The sequence below is a fragment of the Pseudomonas bharatica genome (genome assembly GCF_048586865.1).
Lineage (GTDB): Bacteria > Pseudomonadota > Gammaproteobacteria > Pseudomonadales > Pseudomonadaceae > Aquipseudomonas > Aquipseudomonas bharatica.
Map to the genome: position 1 here is coordinate 1 of NZ_JBMAWR010000002.1, position 22,805 is coordinate 22,805.

17 protein-coding genes are annotated in these 22,805 nt (G+C 62.2%); 14 read left to right on the plus strand and 3 right to left on the minus strand.

Going from position 1 to position 22,805, the window contains the following annotated elements; translation table 11 throughout:
• Nucleotides 1–69 precede the first annotated feature (69 nt).
• Nucleotides 70–567 carry a PaaI family thioesterase gene (locus ACKLLE_RS02460; protein ID WP_420056676.1) on the minus strand — a complete coding sequence of 166 codons (498 nt, stop codon included), beginning with the start codon at nt 565–567 and terminating at the stop codon, nt 70–72.
• A 149-nt stretch (nt 568–716) separates the two neighbouring features.
• Here ACKLLE_RS02460 and ACKLLE_RS02465 point away from each other — a divergent pair, with 149 nt between their 5' ends.
• Both ACKLLE_RS02465 and ACKLLE_RS02470 read left to right on the plus strand, forming a co-directional pair.
• Nucleotides 717–1,121, plus strand: coding sequence for a DUF7832 domain-containing protein (locus ACKLLE_RS02465; RefSeq protein WP_420056677.1), 405 nt, complete (start codon nt 717–719; stop codon nt 1,119–1,121).
• Nucleotides 1,122–1,280: 159 nt separating this feature from the next.
• Nucleotides 1,281–1,925: a TIGR04211 family SH3 domain-containing protein gene (locus ACKLLE_RS02470; RefSeq protein ID WP_420056678.1), complete on the plus strand. Its 645-nt coding sequence runs from the start codon at nt 1,281–1,283 to the stop codon at nt 1,923–1,925.
• Here ACKLLE_RS02470 and ACKLLE_RS02475 read toward each other — a convergent pair.
• A complete protein-coding gene (locus ACKLLE_RS02475; protein WP_064304460.1) occupies nt 1,922–2,866 on the minus strand; it encodes a LysR family transcriptional regulator in 945 nt (314 codons plus the stop codon). The two genes, ACKLLE_RS02470 and ACKLLE_RS02475, sit on opposite strands and share 4 nt — an antisense overlap.
• A 91-nt stretch (nt 2,867–2,957) precedes the next feature.
• On the opposite strand from ACKLLE_RS02475, the gene ACKLLE_RS02480 reads away from it, so the two are divergent.
• The 8 genes from ACKLLE_RS02480 to fusA all read left to right on the plus strand — a co-directional run bounded on the left by ACKLLE_RS02480 (nt 2,958) and on the right by fusA (nt 13,731).
• Nucleotides 2,958–4,010, plus strand: a complete 1,053-nt coding sequence (locus tag ACKLLE_RS02480; RefSeq protein WP_420056679.1) for a Gfo/Idh/MocA family protein — start codon at nt 2,958–2,960, stop codon at nt 4,008–4,010.
• A gap of 117 nt (nt 4,011–4,127) precedes the next feature.
• Entirely contained in the window at nt 4,128–5,504 is a 1,377-nt protein-coding gene (locus tag ACKLLE_RS02485) for an MFS transporter (protein WP_420056680.1), read from the plus strand.
• An 18-nt stretch (nt 5,505–5,522) separates the two neighbouring features.
• The gene (gene aroQ / locus ACKLLE_RS02490; RefSeq protein WP_420056681.1) at nt 5,523–5,963 is read left to right on the plus strand and encodes a type II 3-dehydroquinate dehydratase; all 441 of its coding nucleotides are present in this window, start codon (nt 5,523–5,525) and stop codon (nt 5,961–5,963) included.
• Nucleotides 5,964–6,180: 217 nt separating this feature from the next.
• Nucleotides 6,181–6,303, plus strand: coding sequence for a hypothetical protein (locus tag ACKLLE_RS02495; protein WP_420056682.1), 123 nt, complete (start codon nt 6,181–6,183; stop codon nt 6,301–6,303).
• 113 nt (nt 6,304–6,416) lie between these two features.
• Nucleotides 6,417–9,041: a T6SS effector BTH_I2691 family protein gene (locus ACKLLE_RS02500; protein WP_420056683.1), complete on the plus strand. Its 2,625-nt coding sequence runs from the start codon at nt 6,417–6,419 to the stop codon at nt 9,039–9,041.
• A complete protein-coding gene (locus ACKLLE_RS02505) occupies nt 9,042–10,211 on the plus strand; it encodes a DUF6708 domain-containing protein (protein WP_420056684.1) in 1,170 nt (389 codons plus the stop codon).
• Nucleotides 10,212–11,294 (plus strand): DUF6708 domain-containing protein, encoded by a 1,083-nt coding sequence (locus tag ACKLLE_RS02510; protein ID WP_420056685.1) that lies wholly within the window; start codon nt 10,212–10,214, stop codon nt 11,292–11,294. It begins immediately after the preceding gene.
• Nucleotides 11,295–11,625: 331 nt separating this feature from the next.
• Nucleotides 11,626–13,731, plus strand: coding sequence for an elongation factor G (gene fusA, locus ACKLLE_RS02515; protein ID WP_009394274.1), 2,106 nt, complete (start codon nt 11,626–11,628; stop codon nt 13,729–13,731).
• Between the two features lie 95 nt (nt 13,732–13,826).
• Here the strand turns inward: fusA and ACKLLE_RS02520 are convergent, their stop codons facing one another.
• Nucleotides 13,827–15,290 carry a SulP family inorganic anion transporter gene (locus tag ACKLLE_RS02520; RefSeq protein WP_420056686.1) on the minus strand — a complete coding sequence of 488 codons (1,464 nt, stop codon included), beginning with the start codon at nt 15,288–15,290 and terminating at the stop codon, nt 13,827–13,829.
• Between the two features lie 400 nt (nt 15,291–15,690).
• On the opposite strand from ACKLLE_RS02520, the gene ACKLLE_RS02525 reads away from it, so the two are divergent.
• The 4 genes from ACKLLE_RS02525 to ACKLLE_RS02540 all read left to right on the plus strand — a co-directional run bounded on the left by ACKLLE_RS02525 (nt 15,691) and on the right by ACKLLE_RS02540 (nt 22,680).
• On the plus strand, nt 15,691–16,968 hold the full coding sequence (locus ACKLLE_RS02525) for a bifunctional O-acetylhomoserine aminocarboxypropyltransferase/cysteine synthase (RefSeq protein ID WP_420056687.1): 1,278 nt from the start codon (nt 15,691–15,693) through the stop codon (nt 16,966–16,968).
• A 244-nt stretch (nt 16,969–17,212) separates the two neighbouring features.
• Nucleotides 17,213–18,982: a flavin monoamine oxidase family protein gene (locus ACKLLE_RS02530; protein ID WP_420056688.1), complete on the plus strand. Its 1,770-nt coding sequence runs from the start codon at nt 17,213–17,215 to the stop codon at nt 18,980–18,982.
• A complete protein-coding gene (locus ACKLLE_RS02535) occupies nt 18,979–20,661 on the plus strand; it encodes an alpha-keto acid decarboxylase family protein (RefSeq protein ID WP_420056689.1) in 1,683 nt (560 codons plus the stop codon). Before ACKLLE_RS02530 ends, ACKLLE_RS02535 begins: the two co-directional genes overlap by 4 nt.
• A 21-nt stretch (nt 20,662–20,682) precedes the next feature.
• On the plus strand, nt 20,683–22,680 hold the full coding sequence (locus ACKLLE_RS02540) for a hypothetical protein (protein WP_420056690.1): 1,998 nt from the start codon (nt 20,683–20,685) through the stop codon (nt 22,678–22,680).
• Nucleotides 22,681–22,805 lie beyond the last annotated feature (125 nt).

Here is a 22,805-nt window from a genome sequence, read left to right on the forward strand (position 1 = left end):
GGTATCGCATGCTCCGCAGAACCTTGTGGGAGCCGGCGTTGCCGGCGATAGGGCCCTCAAGCTCGACCATCAATCGTGTCCATGCGCCTTCTGCTTCAACCGCTCCGTATCCACCTGCACGAACACTGAGTCCGCCGTCACCGTCAGTACATCCCCCGCCCACACCTCGCAGATCACCCGGGTCTTGCGTCCCGGCTCGCCTTCGACCCGGGCCTTCAAGGTCAGCTCCACGCCCATCGGCGTCGGCTTCAGGTAGGTCAGCCCCAGGTGCCCGGTGACGCAGTCGATGCGCGGCAACGACCCCGGCTCACGCCCTTGGGCGCGGTAGTTATACGCCATCGCCGTCCAGTTCGAGTGGCAGTCCACCAGCATGGCCAGCAGCCCGCCATAGACCAGGCCGGGCCAGCCGCAGAAGGTGCTGTCGGGAGAATGGGTGCAGACCACATGGACGCCATCATCGGCCCAATGGCTTTTCAGATGCAGGCCGCTCGGGTGGGCCGAGCCGCAGCCATAGCAGACGCCGTCCGGCGCTGCCAGGTCCTGGAGGGAGGGTGCTGGGTTGTTCATTTGTTTCCAGATTTGTTTTTGTTGGAAAGTTCAGATGTTAACGCTGCAAACGCCGATGCGTCATTAAGTCTCATATGGCTACCCGCCATGCCAGGAAGGAGTAAGCTAGGCGCCCAGCAAGGCCCCACATCAGAACAAGGACTGCTGCGATGATTGCTCAAGATGCCAGCTGGCATTATGCCGATGACGGTTCCCCACGCCACGCCCCCTACACCGGGCTGTTCCTGGCCTGGAGCGCCAACCGCGACCTGCTCAGCCGCGACTTCAAGGCCGACTACGACGCCGAGATCCAGGCCCTCGCCGAACGCCTGCTGACCCCCGCCCGCTTCTTCCAGTTGTGCTGCGACAGCCTGCTGGTGGACGAAGACCTCAACCGCCAGGGCAATGCCTTCGCTGCCCACTACCTTGGCCGCAAGGCCCCGTCCCTGCCCGACGACCTGACCCAGTTGCTCGGCATCGTCGGCATCGACGAGCCCGGTGCCAGTTGGGAACACTACGACCTGCTCGCGCCGCGCCTCGACCAACGGTTCGCCCAATGGCAGGCCGACCAGTGAACCTGACGCGATAAAAACTGTCTTCTCGCGGTGGCTTGTCGCGGCACTCCCTGACTGACAAGCCCCGGGGACGTCCATCGGTTATCCCCTTTTTTCGTTGCGCTGGCGGCAGGCATGCCGGTCGGCGGTTTTCATTTTTTCTTCTCGGGGAAGATAACCATGCGCCTGCTTCGCCCTCTCCGCGCACGCTCCGCCGTGCTTCCCGCAGTGTTCGCCGGCCTGCTGCTTAACACCCTCGCCCATGCCGAAGAACCTGCCAGCGACGACCGCTGGGTCAGCGACAGCCTCAGCACCTACGTACGCAGCGGCCCCACCGACGGCCACCGGCTGGTCGGCACTCTCAAGTCCGGGCAGAAGGTCAAGCTGCTCGGCAGCCAGGGCAACTACAGCCAGGTCCGTGGCGAGTCCGGCGATACCGTGTGGATTGCCAGCAGCGATCTGCAAAGCGTGCCAGGCCAGGCCGAGCGCCTGCCGCAACTGACCGAGCGGGTCGCCCAGCTCGAGCAGGAACTGAAAATCATCGATGACAGCTGGAAGAACCGCGTCCAGGGCATGCAGGAAACCATGGACTCGCGCAAGCAACTGGTGGACGAGCTCCAGGCACGCAACCAGTCCCTCAGCGAGGAGCTCACCCAGGCCCAGTCGCAGCTGCGTGATACCCAGGCCCGTCTTGGCGACGAGAACAAGCAGGTGATGATGCGCTATATGGTCTACGGCGGCGGCATCGCCGGGGCGGGCCTGCTCGCCGGGCTGATCCTCCCGGCGCTGACCCGCAGCCGCAAGCGCAACAGCGGCTGGGCTTAATCCTCTTTCGTCAAGGCATAGGGCCCGCTGGCCAGCTGTTCACGCAGGAACGCCACGCAGGCCCGTACCTTGGCCGAGCTGGACGAGCGTACCGCCGTCACCGCCCAGATATCGGCCGGCTGGTACCAGGCCGGCAGCACCTGGACCAGCGCGCCACTCTCCAGGCTGCCGGCGATATCCCAGCGCGAGGCCATGATGATGCCGTGCCCGTCGTGGGCCCACTGGCGCACGATATCGCTGTGATTGGACGCCATGGGCCCGGTGACCTTGACCGTTTCCGCGCCGTTGGGGCCGACCAGGCGCCACACCCCGAAACGGTCGTCGCGGCTGCGAAACAGCAGGCAGTCGTGCTGGGCCAGGTCCGCCGCCACCTTGGGCATCCCGCGCTGCTCCAGATACTCCGGGGCCGCCGCCAGCACCCGGGTGCTTTCGGCGATGCGGTGGGCAATCAGGTGCTTTTCCTGAACCTCGCCGACGCGAATATCGATGTCGAAATTGTCGGCGATCAGGTCGACCCGGCGGTCCAGCAGTTCGACCCACACCTCCAGCGCCGGATACTGGCGGCGCAGTAGCGAGAGAATCGGCGCAATGTGTTCCCGGCCCAGGCGCAGGCTGGTGCACAGCCGCAATGTCCCCTGCGGCTCGCGCTGGCCGCCGGACAGCGCATCCACCATCGCCCCCACGTCTTCGAGGATCTTCTGCGCCCAGACGAAGGCGGCCTCGCCATCGCTGGTGATGTTCACCCGCCGCGTGGTGCGGTTGAACAGCTTGACCCCGAGCTGTTCCTCGAGCGTGGCGATGCGCTTGCTCACATGCGCCGGCGACAGGCCGGTCTCGCTGGCGGCGGCGATGAAGCTCGAGCGCCGGGCCACTTCGCAGAACAGCTGAAGGTCACGCAGCAAGGGTTCATTATTCGCTGTGAGCACATTCTGATTCTTCATTGCGCCCGATTATCTCCTGGGACTTTTTATTTAGGCTCTCACATAACCTGCCTTGCCTTGAAGCAGGATTTAAAAAGAACAAGAGAGACCCATGAAGAAGATCCGCATTGCCGTGGCCGGCGCCGGGCTGATCGGCCGCCGCCATATCGAACTGATCCAGGCCAGCAGCGAGTGCGAACTGGCCGCCATCGTCGATCCGCTGCCGGCTACCGCCGCCTATGCCGAATGTCTCGGCGTGCCGCTGTTCGCCGATCTCGACAGCCTGCTCGCCAGCGAACGACCCGATGGCGTGATTCTCGCCACGCCCAACCAGCTGCATGTCGAAGGCGCCCTCGCCTGCGTCGCCCGTGGCGTGCCGGCGCTGATCGAGAAACCGGTCGCCCACACCCTGGACGAAGGCAAGCGCCTGCTGGCCATTGCCGAACAGGCCGGGGCCAGGTTGCTGGTCGGCCATCACCGTGCCCATAGCGCGATCCTGGAAAAGGCCCGGGAGGTGATCGCCGAGGGCGTGCTGGGCAACCTGGTGGCGGTGATGGGCAGCGCGCTGTTCTACAAGCCCGACGACTACTTCGACGCCGCCCCCTGGCGCCGCGAGGCCGGTGGCGGACCGGTGCTGATCAACATGATCCATGAAATCGGCAACCTGCGTTCGCTGTGCGGCGAGATCGTCGCGGTACAGGCCCAGGCGTCCAGCGCCACCCGTGGTTTCGCCGTGGAGGACACGGTGTCCATCAGCCTGCGCTTCGCCAGTGGCGCGCTGGGCACCTTCATGCTTTCCGATACCGCCGCCTGTTCCCGCAGTTGGGAGCAGACCGCGCGGGAAAACCATGACTACCCGAGTTATGCCGACGAAGACTGCTACGTGCTGGCCGGCACCCAGGGTTCGCTGTCGATCCCGACCATGCGCCTGAAGTATTACGCTAAACGCGAGGATCGCTCGTGGTGGAAGCCGTTCGAGACGGCGGTGGCGCAGTTGCAGGAAGCCGATCCGCTAGCGCGTCAACTGGCGCATTTCTGCCAGGTGATCCGCGGTGAGGCCGAGCCGCTGGTAAGTGTGCGCGACGGCCTGCGCAACCTGCAGATCGTCGATGCGATCAGCGAGGCGGCGCGGACCGGGCAGATCGTTTCGACCGAACAGTTGTAGAGACCTTTCGGGCCTCATCGCTGGCAAGCCAGCTCCCACAGGGTCTGGACCTGTGGGAGCTGGCTTGCCAGCGATGAGGCCCCCAAGAACACCATAAAAACAACAAGAGTGAACACCATGGCCACACACGACAACAACCGGCAGACCCGCAAGGCTACCGCCAGCGGCTGGGTCGGTTCCGCCCTCGAATACTACGATTTCTTCATCTACGCCCAGGCCGCTGCGCTGATCTTCCCGCAGATCTTCTTCCCCGCCGGCGACCCGAAACTGGCGATCATCGCCTCCCTGGCCACCTACGGCGTCGGCTACCTGGCCCGCCCGGTCGGCGCCTTCGTGCTCGGCCACTGGGGCGACACCCGCGGGCGCAAGAACGTGCTGCTGCTGTGCATGTTCCTGATGGGCATCGCCACCTTCGCCGTCGGCCTGCTGCCAACCTTCAACCAGATCGGCTACTGGGCCCCGGCCCTGCTGGTGGTGCTGCGCCTGATCCAGGGCTTCGCCGTGGCCGGCGAAATCGCCGGGGCCAGCTCGATGATCCTCGAACACGCGCCACCGGGACGCCGCGGCTTCTTCGCCAGCTTCACCCTGCAAGGCGTGCAGGCCGGCCAGGTGCTGGCGGCAGCGATCTTCCTGCCCCTGGCCTACTTCATGCCGGAAGACGCCTTCAACAGTTGGGGCTGGCGCATTCCCTTCCTGCTCAGCGCCGTGGTACTGATCGCCGCCTTCATCATCCGTCGCGAGGTCAAGGAACCGGAGGCCTTCGTGCACAAGGTCGAAAAGGTCGCCCGCACCCGCTCGCCGATCGGCGAAGCCTTCAAGTACAGCTGGCACGGCATGCTGGTGGTATTCGGCGTGTCGCTGATGAACGTGATCCCGGTGGTCACCACCATCTTCGGCGCCGCGTACGCGGTACAACCGGCCTATGGCATCGGTTTCGACAAGAGCGTGTACCTGTGGATCCCGGTGGTGGGCAACATCGTCGCGGTGCTGGTCATCCCCTTCGTCGGCAACCTGTCCGACCTTATCGGCCGGCGCCCGCTGGTCATCGGCGCGGCGATCGGCTGCGGCCTGATGTCGTTCCTCTACCTGTACGCCATCAGCATCCATAGCGTACCGTTGGCCTTCGCCGCCTCGCTGCTGATGTGGGGCACGATCTACCAGGGCTACAACGCGATCTTCCCGAGCTTCTTCCCCGAGCAGTTCCAGACCCACTACCGGGTCTCGGCGATGGCCGTGTCCCAGAACATCGGCTACATGATCACCGCCCTGCTGCCGGCGCTGTTCACCGCCGTGGCCCCGCCGGGTTCGGACAACGTGCCACTGCTGATCGGCGCGATCACCTGCGTGGTCACCGCCATTTCGGCGATCGCCGCCTGGAGCGCCCCGGAAACCTACCGCACCCCGCTGGACCAGCTCGGCAAGCCCGACGCCGTGGCCCTCGACAAGACCACCTACGACGCGCAACGGGCCCAGTCCCTGCGCAGCAACGCCTGACCAAGGAACCTTTTGCCCATGAAAACCGTACTCGTCCTCAACGGCCCCAACCTCAACATGCTCGGCCTGCGCCAGCCCGAAGTGTATGGCCGCGAGACCCTCGCCGATGTCGAAGCCCTGTGCCGCGCCGCCGGTGCCCGGCACGACCTGGCCATCGAATTCCAGCAGACCAACCATGAAGGCCAGATGATCGACTGGATCCACCAGGCCCGTGGCCGGGTCGACGGCATCGTCATCAACCCGGGTGCCTGGACCCACACCTCGGTGGCCATCCACGATGCCCTGATCGCCGCCGAAGTGCCGGTGATCGAGGTGCATATCTCCAACGTGCATCGCCGCGAAGCCTTCCGCCATCACTCCTATGTATCGCTGGTGGCGCAATCGGTGCTGGCCGGTTTCGGCACCCACGGCTATGTGCTGGCGGTCGATCACTTCGCCCGGCAACTGCGGGGAGCCTAATGTGAAAACCCTCGCCGATCCGCACGGGCGCGTGCGCCTGGGCTTCGTCGGCGGTGGTCTGGAGTCGTCCATCGGCTCTTGACACACTTCGTACTTGAGCTGCTTTCCGGTGCTTGGAAGTTCAGACATTTCAAGCGGCTGCTTGGGAGTTTTCCTATATATCGGCTACTGAATGACATGCAGGATCGCCTGGAAATTCTTTCCATGGCGATTCCGCATGTCCGCCCAATCCGATCTGCGCTTCACCTTCTCCGCCGGCCCCGATGAGTTCGAGGTCGTCGAGTTCCGCCTGACCGAAGGCCTTTCCGAGACCTTCTACCTCATTGCCTCTGAACGCTAAGCCGAACATCGGGCTAGAGCCATGGTTGCTCATGGTCCGAATTGGTCGGCCAATCTTTTGCGCCCCAAGTACTGCCCACCCTGTATCGAAAAGTCCCACAGAAGAGAGCTCCCATGTCGAAACCCACCCGTTCCCTCAGCGAGCTACTCGCTATCAGTCGTCGGGCCTCGAATGAAACGCTAAGCGATGAGCTCCCCAGCCCGTGCGTCAGTTGCAAGCGCACGTTCACCATTCTTCCGTTGCGTTATGGCGTGGTCTCCGGATTGGAGCAGGTCGCCGTCGAGCAGCTGGCTCCAGCACTTCCCGCTCACCTGGGTCGGCGCCTGGTAACTCCCCTCAGTCACAGTCGCTATGCCGTGCGCAGTATTCGTGAAGGCTACGTCTATGTATTCGTCAAGCGCATAGGCCGGAACTACGTCTGCGAAGGTACTTACCGCGCACATGACACTGGCCTTCTGCAACCCGTTTTGACGTACGAACCCGGAACACCGGTCGGCGGTATTTCTGCGTTGGGAACTTGGACCCTGACCGTGGGGGACCCAGAAGACGTGGATGAAGCACGCCTGCTGTTCACGCCGGACCCGCTCAGCCCCGACATGCTGGAGCGCTATTTGAAAACCAGCCGCTACCGTGATCGCCTGCAGAGGTTTGACCTTCGGATATTGGCCAACAGCTGTGGCGTTTTCGACGACGTCATCACGCCTTCGCTGGTGGATAGCACCGTTGCGGAGTTTCTGGCCTCCAACAATGCTGCTTCCCGGGCCCTGTTGGAAAAACAGGCATTTCCTCCTTTCCGTAGCGCACTCGCCCCAGGCGAGCTGCCCAGGGACATGGACTCTATCTACCGCAATGCCCTCGAAAAGTTGATGGATGGAAGAGGTGTTGCCGTAGTTCTCGATGATCCCATTGGCATCGTTCAGGAACTGAACGCGTGGCGCAATGACGCCATCGAAATGAACTTGCCCTGGCTCAAAGCAGTAGATGCGGATGGCATCAGCAATGAGCGCAAGTACATGGTGGCCGAGGCTTTGGATGACGTTAAAACCGCCATGCAGTTGGGGTACGTCCAGAATGCTGTCGAAGCGGCAGAGCGCAAGATCAGGGACGAAAAGAGGTACGAAATGATGAACGCGACCCGCTTCGGTACTCGCTTTGGCGGGCCAGCCGAAAGGGGGGACCACCATGATCCTGAACTCGTGACGCACCAGGCCGAGCTGGAGAAGTTCAGGGTCTTCGACAAGTACGAAGCCATGCTCGACTGGAAGGCCAAGGACGACATCCAGGTCGAATTCGCGAGGCGCGATCTTCGCGCTCAGCAAGAAATGGGCAAGCGCGAAGCAGACCACCTTGCCTGGCTGGACAGCGAGATGCTGGAACAGGCTCTGGATCTCTATGATCGCCAACAACCCATCTGGGGACACGCGTTCTCGAGTCAGATGACCCTTTGCCTGATCGGCATGAACGGCTGCAGCAGTGGTTCGGCAAAGCTGGGTTCCTGGTGGAGGGACACCAACATTGCCAAGCGAAATCTGGCCTGGCGGGCCTTGACTCGTAACCAGGTCGAAATCGAAGAGAGAGTGAAGGAGGCGTTTGCCACGGCGAAGGTCGAAGCCAGCGAACTGACCGTCGACAACCTCGGTGCTGAACTAGGAAATGCCAGTGGCTGGTTCCAGAAGGTCGTCGATCTAATGATCAAGGCGGACGCGGTGACACAGCTGGCAGTGGACGTTGGTAGCCATCGCTGGTTCGATCCGCAGCGGCTCGCCATGTCGCTGACGCCTTTTGCCTTCCTTCATCAGCACCTGCTGTCCCTCCTGCCGGCCAACGCACTGGACCGTCGTCTGTTGGGCCCAATGCTGGCCTTCGTTCATGCCGGGCTGGGCGAGGTGACGACCCGTTTGCGGATGAGTGAATTAGCGGCTGCTGGCCAGGTGGCCAATGTCAATCGGGTGGCAGGTCAGGTGAACTCCCAAATCAACCGGGTGCGTGACTCCATCATGCGCGAGTTTCAGAACGGAGCGGGTGGAGACTTTCGCCGCCTGAGGGGCGGCCTTCTGCTGGCAATCATCGAAGGCGTGATTCTCGGCGTCAAAGCTTCGAACAGGGAAGGAGGGGAAAAGGAGTATCTGGAATATCAGGCGGCATTTCTGATTACTTCGGCAGCCGGGATCGAACTGGCTGCGCTCGGTGTACAGTCGGTTGCTGACCGGTTTGGATCTAGGGGAGTTGTGGCGCGGGGAACTGCTGTTGCGCTGGGCGGGTTGCGGTTGGTGGGAGGGAGCTTGGCAACCGTGGGTGGGGGCATGCTTGCTTATGTTGATTTCATCGACGGAAAGAAATCATTTGAAAATGACTTCCGGGTATTGGGTGGTGCTTACTTTTTAAGAAGTGCCTTGTCGCTGGGCGTATCAGTTCTTGGTGGATTGGTGTCAATTTCTTATACCGCCCCTTTGTTGCGTTTGATATTTGGGCAGAAAAGTCAATTGCAAATGATCTCGGCAGTAGAAGGACTCGCCGGGGCCGGACTCAGGGGCATTATGCTACGTTTAATAGGCATTGGTAGCTTAGTTACCCTAGGCATCAGCCTGGCAATTATCTACCTCTCACCAGATGATATGGAGCAGTGGTGCTGGCACAGCTGCCTCAAGGAGCGGACATCGGACGGTTTTTTTAAACCCTTCCAAGACCAAGAAACAGAACTGCAAAAACTGTATGAAGCGCTGGAGGCGGTGGTCTGAATGTATTGGATAGAATGGATGCTCTGGTATATCCAGACCTCACCACGTGAAATCGAGCAGTGGCAAGAAAAACTGAAGAAGATTCTCGCTGCCAAAAAAATAGATAAAAACAAAGGTAGGACTTCCGAAACCCTAGGCCGAGTTAGTGAAACCCCGACTGCAGAAGGATCAATATATGAATTCAATGAAAAATATATTGAGCTTCAGGCAGGAGAGTCACAAGAGCGTCGCGGACTAATTACATATATCTCGATTGCGATTATTTGCTGTGGCTACAAGGCTGCGAGCATAGCGCCAATGCTAAATATGGTCTGGTTCACTGGCACTCATCATTCTTTAACCATTCCTGCAAGTGGGGGTTACTATGCTTCAGCGGTTTTTGTTGCCCTTCTGACAGCTTTGCTATTTTATTTTTTAGTTAGGTATGTAGGTTTTTTCATACGCCTGGAAAATTTTTCTCAACGCCGCATGCTGATTCGCTTCAACCGAATTACGCGCCAAGTCTATTTGCATCGACCAAAATTCGCTGGAGGGGTTACCGTTTTCAACTGGGAGCAGATATCTGCCGAGGCTGTCGTAGGTGAGGAAGAATCGGCCAACATTGGCCGAAAGCTCATTCTGAGTTGGGGACCTTCAATGCCCGACCTTCCCCACCTTCATGTAGTGTTTGTAGGTAAGCGCGCCGACGGTACCAGCGATATCACCAATCTGTGGGAATTCATTCGTCGTTACATGGAGGAAGGCCCACAGTTAGTACCTGCACCCAAGAAGCTTCTGGGCAAGGCTCCATGGCCTTGGCTGTCGGTAATGGCGTCCTTGAGCTTTTTCAGGCCGTTGTGGCGTACAGGCCTTCGTTGGCAGGTCGCCTGCATTGTGGCGCTTGCTTCTCCCGCATTGGCATTACATGCCCTAGGTCACTGGATATCACTGCTGCTGTGCTGGGAGCCCCGTTGGCCGCGCATCATTCGTGAAGCTGGCTTACCTGAAAAGCCTGTTCCACCGCTCTCGACGGCCGCGGACTGGCCACCATTGCCCGAGGCAAAGCTGAACATAAAAAAGCCGCGTGCACGAAAGACATTGAAATCTGATGCACAGCTCTCGGAGCAACAATCTGTTCCTGAATCCGCTTCCAGCGTCCACTCGAGCACTGATAGCAAGGTAAAAAACTGAATGTATTGGATCGAATGGATGCTCTGGTATATCCAGACCTCATATCGCGAAAGTGAAAACTGGCAAAAGAAACTGGAAAAGATTCTGGCGTCTGACCGTTTACAAAAAAGCAAAAAATCCATAACTCAGAGTAAAGCAAGCGAAACCCCAAGCGCCGACGGTTCGATATATGAATTCAATGACTGCTATATTGAGTTGAGTGCCGGGGAGTCACAGGAGCGGCGCGGTGTTATTACATATTCAACATTGGCCATTGCATATTTTCTTTTCAGCTTCGCCAGTTTCACCTTGACGTTTAATGAGGTTTGGATCACTGGGGCGTACTACTCCACGAAAAGACCCGCCAATATAGGTGATTATATTACCGGACTGCTTCTAATCACATTCGTTTCCTGCCTGTTCTGGGTGGTGCTTCGTTATGCAAGAATTCTTATAAGGCTCGAGAATTTCGTTCAACGCCGCATGCTGATCCGCTTCAACAGGATGACGCGCCAAGTCTATCTTCACCGGCCTAGATTCGCTGGCGGCATTACAATTTTCGACTGGGATCAGGTATCTGCCGAAGCCGTCATAGGTGAGGAGGAATACGCCAACATCGGTCGAAAACTCATTTTGAGTTGGGGGCCTACCATGCCCGAGCTTCCTCACCTACATGTAGTCTTCGTAGGCAAGCGCGCTGACGGTACCAGCGATATCACCAACCTGTGGGAATTCATCCGCCGCTACATGGAAGAAGGCCCCCAATCAGTGCCTGCACCTCGGGAATTGCTAGGTAAGACGCCATGGCCGTGGTTGTCAGTGATGGCATCGCTGAGCTTTTTCAAGCCGCTGTGGCGCGCTAGGTTGCGTTGGCAGGTCGGCTGCATTGTAGCGCTGGCTTCTCCCGCGTTGGCAGTACACGCTTTAGGCCATTGGATATCGCTGTTGCTATGCTGGGAGCCCCGTTGGCCACGCATCATCCGCGAAGCGGGACTGCCTGGAAAGCCTGTCCCGCCGCTCTCGACGGCTGCGGACTGGCCACCACTGCCCAAGGAAATCAACGAGAGAAAACCACTTCGACAAGCAGGCCGGCGATCCAGGTAGATACAACCCTGGACCCGGCGCTGACCGCCAGGTGTCTGTACTGCACTGTGTCAACACCCAGAACAAGCGCAGCTCGCGCCAAGCCCAGCGCGGCTGTAGACTTTGATAGATCCGCTGACGAGGAGCGTAAAGCTGCCTTCCTGGAGCCCATGTCCGCGGTTCCTGAGGAATAACGCGGATATAGGTTTTGCGGCCTCTTCGCCCCCATTCGCGATCAAGCTACCCCCACATCCGTCTCGCTCCGTTCATCTGTCCGGCGATCCGGCAATCCCCCTAGCCTCTGCTACCGTGGAAATACCACTCCACCCCCACGCAGCACAGGTGACCCCTCATGGCGCGCACCACTCCCATCGAGCTGTACCGCAATATCGGCATCGTCGCCCATGTCGATGCCGGCAAGACCACCACCACCGAGCGCATCCTGTTCTACACCGGGGTCAACCACAAGATGGGCGAGGTCCACGACGGCGCCGCGACCATGGACTGGATGGCCCAGGAACAGGAACGCGGCATCACCATCACCTCGGCGGCGACCACGGCCTTCTGGCAGGGCTCGACCAAGCAGTTCGCCGACAAGTACCGCTTCAATATCATCGACACGCCCGGCCACGTGGACTTCACCATCGAAGTGGAACGCTCCCTGCGCGTGCTCGACGGCGCAGTGGTGGTGTTCAGCGGCGCCGATGGCGTCGAGCCGCAGTCCGAAACGGTATGGCGCCAGGCCAACAAGTACCATGTGCCGCGCCTGGCCTACGTGAACAAGATGGACCGTCAGGGCGCCGACTTCCTGCGCGTGGTCAAGCAGATCGACCAGCGCCTCGGCCATCACCCGGTGCCGATCCAGCTGGCCATCGGCGCCGAGGAACACTTCGCCGGGCAGATCGACCTGGTAAAGATGAAGGCCATCTACTGGAACGAGGACGACCAGGGCACCAGCTACCGCGAGGAAGACATCCCCGCCGAACTGCTGGAGCAGGCCCGGGAATGGCGGGCGCATATGATCGAAGCCGCCGCCGAGGCCAACGATGAATTCATGACCCTCTATCTGGACGGCATCGAACTGAGCAACGAGCAGATCAAGGCCGGCCTGCGCCAGCGCACCCTGGCCAACGAGATCGTTCCGGCGATCCTCGGCTCGTCGTTCAAGAACAAGGGCGTGCCGCTGATGCTCGATGCCGTGATCGACTACCTCCCCGCCCCCTCGGAAATCCCTGCGATCAACGGCACCGACCCGGACCACGAGGACCGGCACCTGGAGCGCCACGCCGACGACAATGAGCCGTTCTCGGCCCTGGCCTTCAAGATCGCCACCGATCCCTTTGTCGGGACCCTAACTTTCGCCCGGGTCTATTCCGGCGTGCTCAGTTCCGGCGATGCCGTGCTCAATTCGGTCAAGGGCAAGAAGGAACGGGTCGGCCGCATGGTGCAGATGCACGCCAACCAGCGCGCCGAGATCAAGGCGGTGTGCGCCGGGGACATTGCCGCGCTGATCGGCATGAAGGACGTGACCACCGGCGACACCCTGTGCGATATCAACAAGCCGATCATCCTCGAACGCATGGACTTCCCCGACCCGGTGATCTCGGTGGCGGTAGAGCCCAAGACCAAGGCCGACCAGGAAAAAATGGGCATCGCCCTCGGCAAGCTGGCCCAGGAAGACCCGTCGTTCCGGGTCAAGACCGACGAGGAAACCGGGCAGACCATCATCTCCGGCATGGGCGAACTGCACCTGGACATCATCGTCGACCGCATGCGCCGCGAGTTCGGGGTCGAGGCCAATATCGGCAAACCCCAGGTGGCGTACCGCGAGAAGATCCGCAACACCTGCGAGATCGAAGGCAGGTTCGTCCGCCAATCCGGCGGGCGCGGCCAGTACGGCCACTGCTGGATCCGCTTCGCGCCGGGTGACGAAGGCAAGGAAGGCCTGGAATTCCTCAACGAGATCGTCGGCGGCGTGGTGCCGCGCGAGTACATCCCGGCAATCCAGAAAGGCATCGAGGAACAGATGCAGAACGGCGTGGTGGCCGGCTATCCGCTGATCAGCCTCAAGGCCGCGGTGTTCGACGGTTCGTACCACGACGTCGACTCCAACGAGATGGCGTTCAAGATCGCCGCGTCCATGGCCACCAAGCAACTGGCGCAAAAAGGCGGCGCGGTGCTGCTGGAGCCGGTGATGAAGGTGGAAGTGGTGACGCCCGAGGAATTCATGGGCGACATCATGGGCGACCTGAGCCGCCGTCGCGGCCTGATCCAGGGCAGCGAGGACACCCCGGCGGGCAAGGTGGTACGGGCCGAAGTGCCGCTGGGCGAAATGTTCGGCTACTCCACCGAAATGCGCTCGATGACCCAGGGCCGGGCCAGCTATTCGATGGAATTCACCCGGTATGCGGAAGCGCCGGCGAGCATTGCCGATGTGATCATCAAGAAGCAGGGATAGCTTCGTCGGGCTGATGGCCTCATCGCTGGCGAGCCAGGCGCGCCCCCTGTGGGAGCTGGCTTGCCAGCGATGAGGCCATCAGCAACGACACATGATCAGTGCTCCGCCCCCGCCCGCTTCAGCAACTGCTTGCAACGCTCCGACAGATGCACCACCCGCAGGTGCTTCCCCGCCTTCTCATAGCGCTCGCGCAAGGTCTTCAGCGCCGCGATCGCCGAGTAATCGACGAAGCTCAGGTGCCGGCAGTCCAGCGTTACCTGCGCCGGATCGTTGGCCGGGTCGAACTGGTCGAGAAACGGCGTCGACGAGGCGAAGAACAACGTTCCATGCACCCGGTACAGCCGGCTGCCGTCCGCTTCGTCATGGATGTCGGCATACAGCTCGCGGGCGTGCTGCCAGGCGAAGTTGATCGCGGCGATGACGATGCCGAACAGCACCGCCGTGGCCAGGTCGGTGAACACCGTGACCACGGTCACCGCGACGATGGCCAGGACATCGCTGGCCGGCACCTTGCGCAGCACCCGCAGCGAGGCCCAGGCGAAGGTCTGCTGGGCGACCACGAACATCACCCCGACCAGCGCCGCCAGCGGGATCTCCTCGATCAACGGCGAGAGGAACAGCACGAACAGCAGGATCATCACCCCCGCCACGACTCCGGACAGGCGCCCGCGCCCGTTGGAGCCGAGGTTGATCACGGTCTGCCCGATCATCGCGCAGCCGCCCATGCCGCCACACAGCCCGGACACCATGTTGGCCGCGCCGAGGGCCACGCATTCGCGATCGGGGTGGCCGCGGCTCTCGGTGATTTCGTCGGTGAGGTTGAGGGTCAGCAGGGTTTCCAGGAGGCCGACCAGGGCCATCAGCACCGCGTAGGGGGCGATGATGCGCAGGGTGTCCAGGTTCCACGGCACCTGTGGCAGGGCCAGGGACGGCAGGCCGCCGGCGATATGGGCCATGTCGCCGAGGGTGCGGGTTGGCAGGTCGAGCAGCCAGACCAGCATGCCGACACCGAGGATCGCCACCAGCGCCGGCGGCACCGCGCGGGTCAGTTTCGGCAGGACATGGACCACCAGCATGGTCAGGCCCACCAGGCCAAGCATCAGCCACAACGCCGGGCCCTGCAGCCAGTGCTCGCCATTCTTGAAATGCTCCAGCTGGGCCATGGCGATCACGATGGCCAGGCCGTTGACGAAGCCGAGCATCACTGGATACGGCACCAGGCGCACTAGCTTGCCCAGGCGCAGCAGGCCGAACAGGATCATCAGCAGCCCGCCCAGCAGCACCGTGGCCAGCAGGTACTGCACGCCCTGCTGCACCACCAGGGCGACGATCACCACGGCCATGGAGCCGGCCGCGCCGGAAATCATTCCCGGGCGGCCGCCGAACAAGGCCGTCAGGGTGCAGATGATGAAGGCGCCGTACAGGCCCATCAGCGGGTTGAGGTGCGCGACCAGGGCGAAGGCGATGCACTCCGGCACCAGGGCGAACGACGTGGTCAGACCGGCGAGGACATCGCTGCGCACGCGCAGGGCCCGATTTCGGGTGTGGGTATGGGACATCGGGGAATTCCGTGAGGGCAAGCCAGGCGGGGAAAAATCGTTAGCAAGCTTACCGGATTCGCCATGGCCGACACAAAATCCTGTGGGGCTTGCCAGCGATAGGGCCTGACCTGACAGCATCATTGCTCATGCCGGCCTCATCGCCGGCAACGCCGGCTCCCACAAGTTGCTGAGTCATCCGCAGGATTTGTGTTCGGCACTGACCCTGTGGGAGCTGGCTTGCCAGCGATAGCGCTCGACCTGACAACATCATTGCTCAGCCGGCCTCATCGCTGGCAAGCCAGCTCCCACAGGGGTTCCGCGGTGCTCCGGCTATTTCCTTATAACCACTATGGCTATTGACCACCCGCTCGCCCCCGCCCCATGCTCCGCCTCTCCAACCCTTTCAAGGAACGACTGCATGAAGCTGGAAACCCTGGCCATCCACGCGGGCTTCAGCCCGGACCCGACCACCAGGGCGGTGGCCGTGCCGATCTACCAGACCACCTCCTTCGCCTTCGACGATACCCAGCATGGCGCCGACCTGTTCGACCTGAAGGTTGCCGGCAATATCTATTCGCGGATCATGAACCCCACCAACGATGTGCTGGAACGACGCATGGCCGCGCTCGAGGGCGGGGTCGGGGCGCTGGCGGTGGCCTCGGGCATGGCGGCGATCACCTATGCGATCCAGACCATCGCCGAAGTCGGCGACAATATCGTTTCCGTCGCCAAGCTGTATGGCGGTACCTATAACCTGCTGGCCCATACCCTGCCACGCATCGGCATCCAGACCCGCTTTGCCCCGCACGACGATATCGCCGCCCTCGAAGCCCTGATCGACGAGCGCACCAAGGCGGTGTTCTGCGAGTCCATCGGCAACCCGGCGGGCAATATCGTCGACCTGCAGGCCCTGGCCGACGCCGCGCACCGCCATGGCGTGCCGCTGATCGTCGACAACACCGTGGCCACGCCGATCCTCTGTCGGCCGTTCGAACACGGCGCCGATATCGTCGTGCATTCGCTGACCAAATACATCGGCGGCCATGGCACCAGCATCGGCGGCATCGTCATCGACTCGGGCACGTTCCCCTGGGCCGAGAACAAGGAACGCTTCGCCCTGCTCAACACCCCCGATCCGTCCTACCACGGCGTGACCTACACCGAAGCCTTCGGCCCGGCCGCGTTCATCGGCCGTTGCCGGGTGGTGCCGCTGCGCAACACCGGCGCGGCGCTGTCGCCGTTCAACGCCTTCCTGATCCTGCAAGGCCTGGAAACCCTGGCGCTGCGCATGGAACGGCATACCGAGAATGCCCTCAAGGTCGCCCGCTACCTGCAAACCCACGAGCAGGTGGCCTGGGTCAAATACGCCGGCCTGCCGGATCACCCCGAGCACGAACTGGCCCGGCGCTACACCCAGGGCAAGCCGGCGTCGATCCTCTCGTTCGGCATCAAGGGCGGCCAGCAAGCCGGGGCGCGGTTCATCGATGCCCTGAAGCTGGTGGTACGCCTGGTCAACATCGGCGACGCCAAGTCCCTGGCCTGCCACCCCGCCTCCACCACCCACCGCCAGCTCAACGACGAAGAGCTGGAGAAAGCCGGAGTGCCCCGCGACATGGTGCGCCTGTCGATCGGCATCGAGCACAGCGACGACATCATCGCCGACCTTGAACAGGCCCTCGCCGCCAGCCGCGGATAACCGCCGCAACCGCCAGCCTCGCCCGACCCGATAACGAGGGAGGGCGCGGGCTTGAGCGGTGCCTTTCAAATTGCCTTGCGCACATACCTTCGACGCCTGGGAAACCCCCGGATTCATTGGGGTTCACCGTTTCAGCCAATGCCGACAACATTTTCCGTAATGGCAGATTGGCATTAACGAAAACCTCGTCGATACTGGCTCCCGCACGGAATTCCTTGCCCACAACAACATAGGGATATTTGCGATGAGCCAGACCCAGCCATTGGATGTCGCCATCATCGGCGGCGGCGTATCAGGGACCTACAGCGCTTGGCGCCTGCAAGAAGCACAAGGCGATCATCAACGCATCCAGTTGTTCGAATACAGCGACCGCATCGGCGGGCGTCTCTTCAGTATCAACCTGCCCGGCCTGCCCAACGTCGTCGCCGAAGTCGGCGGCATGCGCTGGATGCCGGCCACCAAAGACAATACCGGCGGCCACGTGATGGTCGACAAGCTGGTCGGCGAGCTCAAGCTGGAGAGCAAGAACTTCCCCATGGGCAGCAACCTGCCGGAAGAGGATCCGGTCGGTGCCAAGGACAACCTGTTCTATCTGCGCGGCGAACGCTTCCGCCTGCGTGACTTCACCGAAGCCCCGGAGAAGATCCCCTACAAGCTGGCCTGGTCCGAACGCGGTTTCGGCCCCGAGGACCTGCAGGTCAAGGTGATGCACAACATCTATCCGGGCTTCGACAAGCTCAGCCTGGCCGAGCAGATGCAAGTCAAGGTGTTCGGCAAGGAGATCTGGCGCTATGGCTTCTGGGACCTGCTCTACCGCGTGCTGAGCAACGAAGGCTACCAGTTCATGAAGGACGCCGGCGGCTACGAGGCCAACGTCGCCAACGCCAGCGCGGTAACCCAGTTGCCCGCCACCGAATACAGCGACAAGACCGTCTTCCTGACCCTCAAGAAAGGCTTCCAGGCCTTGCCCCTGACCCTGGCCCAGCGCTTCGCCGAGGTGCCGGGCGGGTTGATCGCGGGCGAACAGCGCATCCGCATGAACCGCCGCCTGGCCTCGGTGCAGTTCAGCGACGACACCGAGTACCCCTACCGCCTGCACTTCCAGGCCACCCGCACCGTCGACGGCAAGACCAGCGACGTGCCCGGCGCCGAGGAAATCGTCCACGCCCGCCAGGTGATCCTGGCCTTGCCGCGCCGCTCCCTGGAACTGATCCAGTCACCACTGTTCGACGACCCGTGGCTGAAGGAGAACATCGACTCGGTACTGGTGCAGTCGGCCTTCAAGCTGTTCCTCGCCTACGAGCAACCCTGGTGGCGCAGCCAGGGCCTGGTGGCCGGGCGCTCGGTCACCGACCTGCCGATCCGCCAGTGCTACTACATGGGCACCGAGTGCGAGCAGGACGGCGGCGAGAAAACCCTCAACTCCTTGCTGATGGCCTCCTACAACGACATCGGCACCGTGCCGTTCTGGAAGGGCCTGGAGGACGGCGCGCCGTTCGAGGGCTACCAGCCGAAAAGCCTGCAGGGCCGCATCGATGCCAATGAAGTGGTGCCGAAGATGCAGTACCAGATCAGCGAAGAGATGGTGCGCATCGCCCAGCGCCAGGTCACCTCGCTGCACGACCAGATCGAACTGCCGGCGCCCTATTCGGCGGTCTACCACGCCTGGGATGCCGACCCGTTCGGCGGCGGCTGGCACGAATGGAAGGCCAACTACCGTCTCGACCTGATCATCCAGCGCATGCGCCATCCGGTGCAGGAGCAGGAGGTATACATCGTCGGTGAAGCCTATTCCTACGGCCAGGGTTGGGTCGAAGGCGCGCTGACCACCGCCGAATCCACCCTGCAGGACTTCTTCGGCCTGCCCCGTCCGGCCTGGCTGCCCGAGGCCTACCAGTTGCTGCCCACCCCGGCACCGGTGGATATCGACAATCCGCCGGCCCTGGCCTGCACCGACTGCAAGAAGACCCTGACCGAAGTTACCGAGTTCGCCTACACGGGGATCAAAGCATGAGCAGCGCACCTTTCACCGTTGCCGACTACCTGCTGACCCGCCTGAAGGAACTGGGCCTGACCAAGGTCTTCCAGGTGCCAGGGGACTACGTGTCCAACTTCATGAACGCCCTGGAAGCCTTCGACGGCATCGACGCGGTGGGCGAAGTCTATGAAATGGGCGCCGCCTACGCCGCCGACGGCTATGCCCGGGTGCATGGTATCGGCGCCGTCTCCCTGCAATATGGCGTGGGCACCTTCAGCGCGGTCAACGCCATCGCCGGTTCCTTCGTCGAGCGCGCCCCGGTGGTGGTGATTTCCGCCAGCCCGTCCACCCAGAACCGCGAGCGGGCCCGCCAGCAGCATGTGCTGTTCCACCATTCGACCGGCAACTTCGAGGCCGACCGCAACGTGCTGGAACAGGTCACCGTGGCCTGCGAGATCATTTCCGACGCGCGCCAGGCACCCTGGCAAATCGACAGCGCGCTGATCGCCGCCATCACCCATCGCCAGCCGGTGTACCTGGAGGCATGGAAAGATGTCTGGGGCCTGGAGTGCTCGCTGCCGCAAGGCACCCTGAGCCCTGCGCCACGGCCCTCCAACCCGGACGCGCTCAAGCTGCTGGTGGACAACAGCGTCGAGCGCCTGGCCGAAGCGAAGAAACCGCTGGTGCTGCTGGGCGTGGAAGTCATGCGCTATGGCCTGCAGGACGCCGTGCAACGGCTGATCGATGGCTGCCAATTGCCGTTCAGCACCACCCTCGACGCCAAGACCGTTCTCGACGAAAGCCAGGCGCCGTTCATCGGCACCTATGCCGGCCCGGCCTCGCGCCTGGAAACCTCGCCCCAGGTGCTGGATGCCGACTGCATCCTGGCCATCGGGGTGATTTTCACCGACGACTACCTGGACCTGCTGGGCAAGCGCTTCGAGCAGATCATCCAGGTCAACTGCGACCTGGCCCGCACCGGCGCCGAGTATTACCCCAACGTGCGCCTGCCGGACTACGTCGACAGCCTGCTCAAGGCCTTCGACCTGGACCCGCGCTTCCCGCGCAAGGATGTGTTCCTGCCCCGCCACCCGGCCCTGCTCGCCGCCGGCGGCCCCGGCGACGCGCTCGGTTACCAGAGCTTCTTCGCCAGCCTGGTGGACTTCGCCAGGGAGCATCGGCTGTGGGATAGCAGCACGCTGATCCTCGGTGAAAGCTCGTCGCTGTACGTGGCCAGCAATATCCAGGACATGCCGCGCAACGGCTTTCTCTCCGATGCCATCTGGGGCTCGCTCGGCCACGAAACCGGCTGCGCCCTGGGCGTGGCGCTGGGCAGCGGGCGGCGGCCGGTCGTAGTCGCCGGCGACGGCGGCTTCATGATGGTCAGCCAGTCCCTGGCGGCGCTGGCGCGCAACAAGGTCAATGCCATCGTCTTCGTCATGAGCAACCAGGTGTATGCCATCGAGCAAGCGTTCGTCGATATCAAGGCGTTCGACCCGGATGGCCAGTTCGCCCCGTTCGATACCCTGCCGAGCCTCGACTACCGGGCCCTGGCCCAGGGCTACGGCGCGCTTGGCTACCAGGTGACGACGGTTGGCGAGCTGCAGGCGCTGCTGCCGAAACTGCTGGCGATCGGCGACCGGCCGGCGCTGGTGGAAGTGAAGATCCCCGAGAAAGACCTGGCGGCACAGATCAAGCGTCTGGCCGAAGACTGACAAGGACACAGGAACCCGTTCATGGAAAGAATCACCAGCGTGCGCATGGCGGTAGCCTGCGCACTGCTGGCCTCGTTGCCGCTCAACGCCATCGCTCACGGTGGACACGGCGACGCAGGCCCGCAAGGCAAGACCTTCACCAAACTGCCCGACAACACCCCGCTGCCAAAGGCACTGGAACTGTGCGTCAGCTCGAAGGACACCCGGCAGGACCATCTGCTCTCCGGCCTGGGCGGCACCCACTACGACCTGGTGTCAGTGGGCGACAACGAGAAGATCCAGGCCTTCTACAGCCAGGGCATGGCCTTGCAATACGGCTTCAACTTCAGCGAGGCGATCCGCGCCTTCTACCAGGCTTACGTACTCGACGAGAAGTCGGCGATGCCGCTGTGGGGCATCGCCCTGTCGGCCAGCTCGAACATCAATACCGACGCCACCGAGGGCTGCGATCAACTGGCGTACCTGGCGGTGAACCTGGCGCAACAGCATGCCGATCGGCGCGTGCAAAGCATTCCGGCCGGATTCACCGAGGCGCAGGTCAAGCGCGAAGCGCGATACGCCAAGGCATTCCTCAGCCAGTACGACGTCGACGGCGACCGCATCACCCTGTCGGCGGACGGCAAGAAACGCTACGTGGCAGAGATGAAAGGGCTCTCCAACGAGTACTTCGACGACCTCGACGCCGCCGCCCTGTACGCCGACGCCCTGCTCAACATCGACCCGTGGAAATGGTGGAAAGGCAGCGAAGCCACGTCCGATGCGGTCAAGCCCACCGATGAAGCCGCCGACGCCCTTGAAGTGCTCAACCGTGTGCTGGTGCAGGACCAGAACCACTCCGGCGCCAACCACTTCTTCATCCACGCCATCGAGGAATCGCCCTTCCCCGACAGCGGCATGCCCATGGCCGAGCGCTTCCGCACCCTCAACCCGGCGGTGGGCCATCTGATCCACATGGCCTCGCACATCTACCAGCGCACCGGCAACAATGCGCTGTCCAGTGCCACCAACTACGCGGCGATCTCGGTGGACCGCGCCTATGGGCGCGAAATCCAGCCGGAGAGCCCGTACCTGCTGCACTACCTGGGGCACAACATCCACTTCCTGACCTGGACCCTGTCCATCGAAGGGCGCAAGAACGAAGCGCTGAACATGGCCAGCGAACTGGTGGACAACACCACCGAAAACGCTTCGGTGAAGTTCCTCTGCGAGAAGTATCCGGCCGAGCTCAAGACCAAGTCCGACTACTTCTATGCCGTGCCCTACTACTACGCCGTGCGCTTCCAGGCGTGGGACAAGCTCGATGGCTTCGACCAGCAGGTCAAGGACGGGCTGGCAAAGATCAATGACACCTGCAAGGCCAGCCCAGGGGGCTGGGAGACGCTGACCATGCCCTACACGCGGATCATGCAGCGCTACGCCCGGGCCTACCAGGCGCTGGACGGCACGCAGGACAGCGGCCACGCGGTGCAGGCGCTGAACGGTTTCTGGACCACCACCCGCGACGTGCTCCAGGAAACCGAAAATACCGGGCTCAACTACGGCAACAACAAGGCCGTGGACCTGCTGCGCCTGGCCAACCTGATCCTGTTCAACCAGGCGCAGGCGGCGACCGGCAACACGCTGTCGTTGGCTGACGTGCAGAAAACCAGTGCCGGCGCCGTCGGTAACCTCGCCAAGGTCCTGGCCGATGACCTCGCGCAACTGAAGGGCGACAACAACGCGCAGATCCTCGCGGCATGGCGCAAGGCCGTCGAAGTACAGGACGGGCTCTGGTACAACGAACCGCCGGACTGGTACTACACGGTGCGCGAGTCGCTCGGCTATGCGTACCTGGCCCAGGGCAAGGCGCGGGACGCGGAGCGGGTGTTTACCGAGGACCTGAGCGAAAACCGCTTGAGCGGCAGATCGTTGAACGGGTTGAAGCTGAGCCTTGAGGCACAGCAGAAACCGGTGAGTGCGGAGCTGGAGCAGAAGCTGGCGACTGCGTGGCGCAATGCGACGGTGAGTGCGAGGCCTTAGAAGCTAACCGGGGAGCCGCCTGGCGGCCCCCCGATTAGCAATTTGACATGAGAACCGCCTGTACTAACTTTTCAAGTATCTGCCAGGGTGTCGTAAGCATTCCTGGCGGTATTCAAACGTCATTT

Coding starts and splice junctions, on each gene's coding strand:
- ACKLLE_RS02460 (WP_420056676.1), bottom strand. CDS start 567: ATGAACAACCCAGCACCCTCCCTCCAGGACCTGGCAGCGCCGGACGGC.
- ACKLLE_RS02465 (WP_420056677.1), top strand. CDS start 717: ATGATTGCTCAAGATGCCAGCTGGCATTATGCCGATGACGGTTCCCCA.
- ACKLLE_RS02470 (WP_420056678.1), top strand. CDS start 1,281: ATGCGCCTGCTTCGCCCTCTCCGCGCACGCTCCGCCGTGCTTCCCGCA.
- ACKLLE_RS02475 (WP_064304460.1), bottom strand. CDS start 2,866: ATGAAGAATCAGAATGTGCTCACAGCGAATAATGAACCCTTGCTGCGT.
- ACKLLE_RS02480 (WP_420056679.1), top strand. CDS start 2,958: ATGAAGAAGATCCGCATTGCCGTGGCCGGCGCCGGGCTGATCGGCCGC.
- ACKLLE_RS02485 (WP_420056680.1), top strand. CDS start 4,128: ATGGCCACACACGACAACAACCGGCAGACCCGCAAGGCTACCGCCAGC.
- aroQ (WP_420056681.1), top strand. CDS start 5,523: ATGAAAACCGTACTCGTCCTCAACGGCCCCAACCTCAACATGCTCGGC.
- ACKLLE_RS02495 (WP_420056682.1), top strand. CDS start 6,181: ATGTCCGCCCAATCCGATCTGCGCTTCACCTTCTCCGCCGGCCCCGAT.
- ACKLLE_RS02500 (WP_420056683.1), top strand. CDS start 6,417: ATGTCGAAACCCACCCGTTCCCTCAGCGAGCTACTCGCTATCAGTCGT.
- ACKLLE_RS02505 (WP_420056684.1), top strand. CDS start 9,042: ATGTATTGGATAGAATGGATGCTCTGGTATATCCAGACCTCACCACGT.
- ACKLLE_RS02510 (WP_420056685.1), top strand. CDS start 10,212: ATGTATTGGATCGAATGGATGCTCTGGTATATCCAGACCTCATATCGC.
- fusA (WP_009394274.1), top strand. CDS start 11,626: ATGGCGCGCACCACTCCCATCGAGCTGTACCGCAATATCGGCATCGTC.
- ACKLLE_RS02520 (WP_420056686.1), bottom strand. CDS start 15,290: ATGTCCCATACCCACACCCGAAATCGGGCCCTGCGCGTGCGCAGCGAT.
- ACKLLE_RS02525 (WP_420056687.1), top strand. CDS start 15,691: ATGAAGCTGGAAACCCTGGCCATCCACGCGGGCTTCAGCCCGGACCCG.
- ACKLLE_RS02530 (WP_420056688.1), top strand. CDS start 17,213: ATGAGCCAGACCCAGCCATTGGATGTCGCCATCATCGGCGGCGGCGTA.
- ACKLLE_RS02535 (WP_420056689.1), top strand. CDS start 18,979: ATGAGCAGCGCACCTTTCACCGTTGCCGACTACCTGCTGACCCGCCTG.
- ACKLLE_RS02540 (WP_420056690.1), top strand. CDS start 20,683: ATGGAAAGAATCACCAGCGTGCGCATGGCGGTAGCCTGCGCACTGCTG.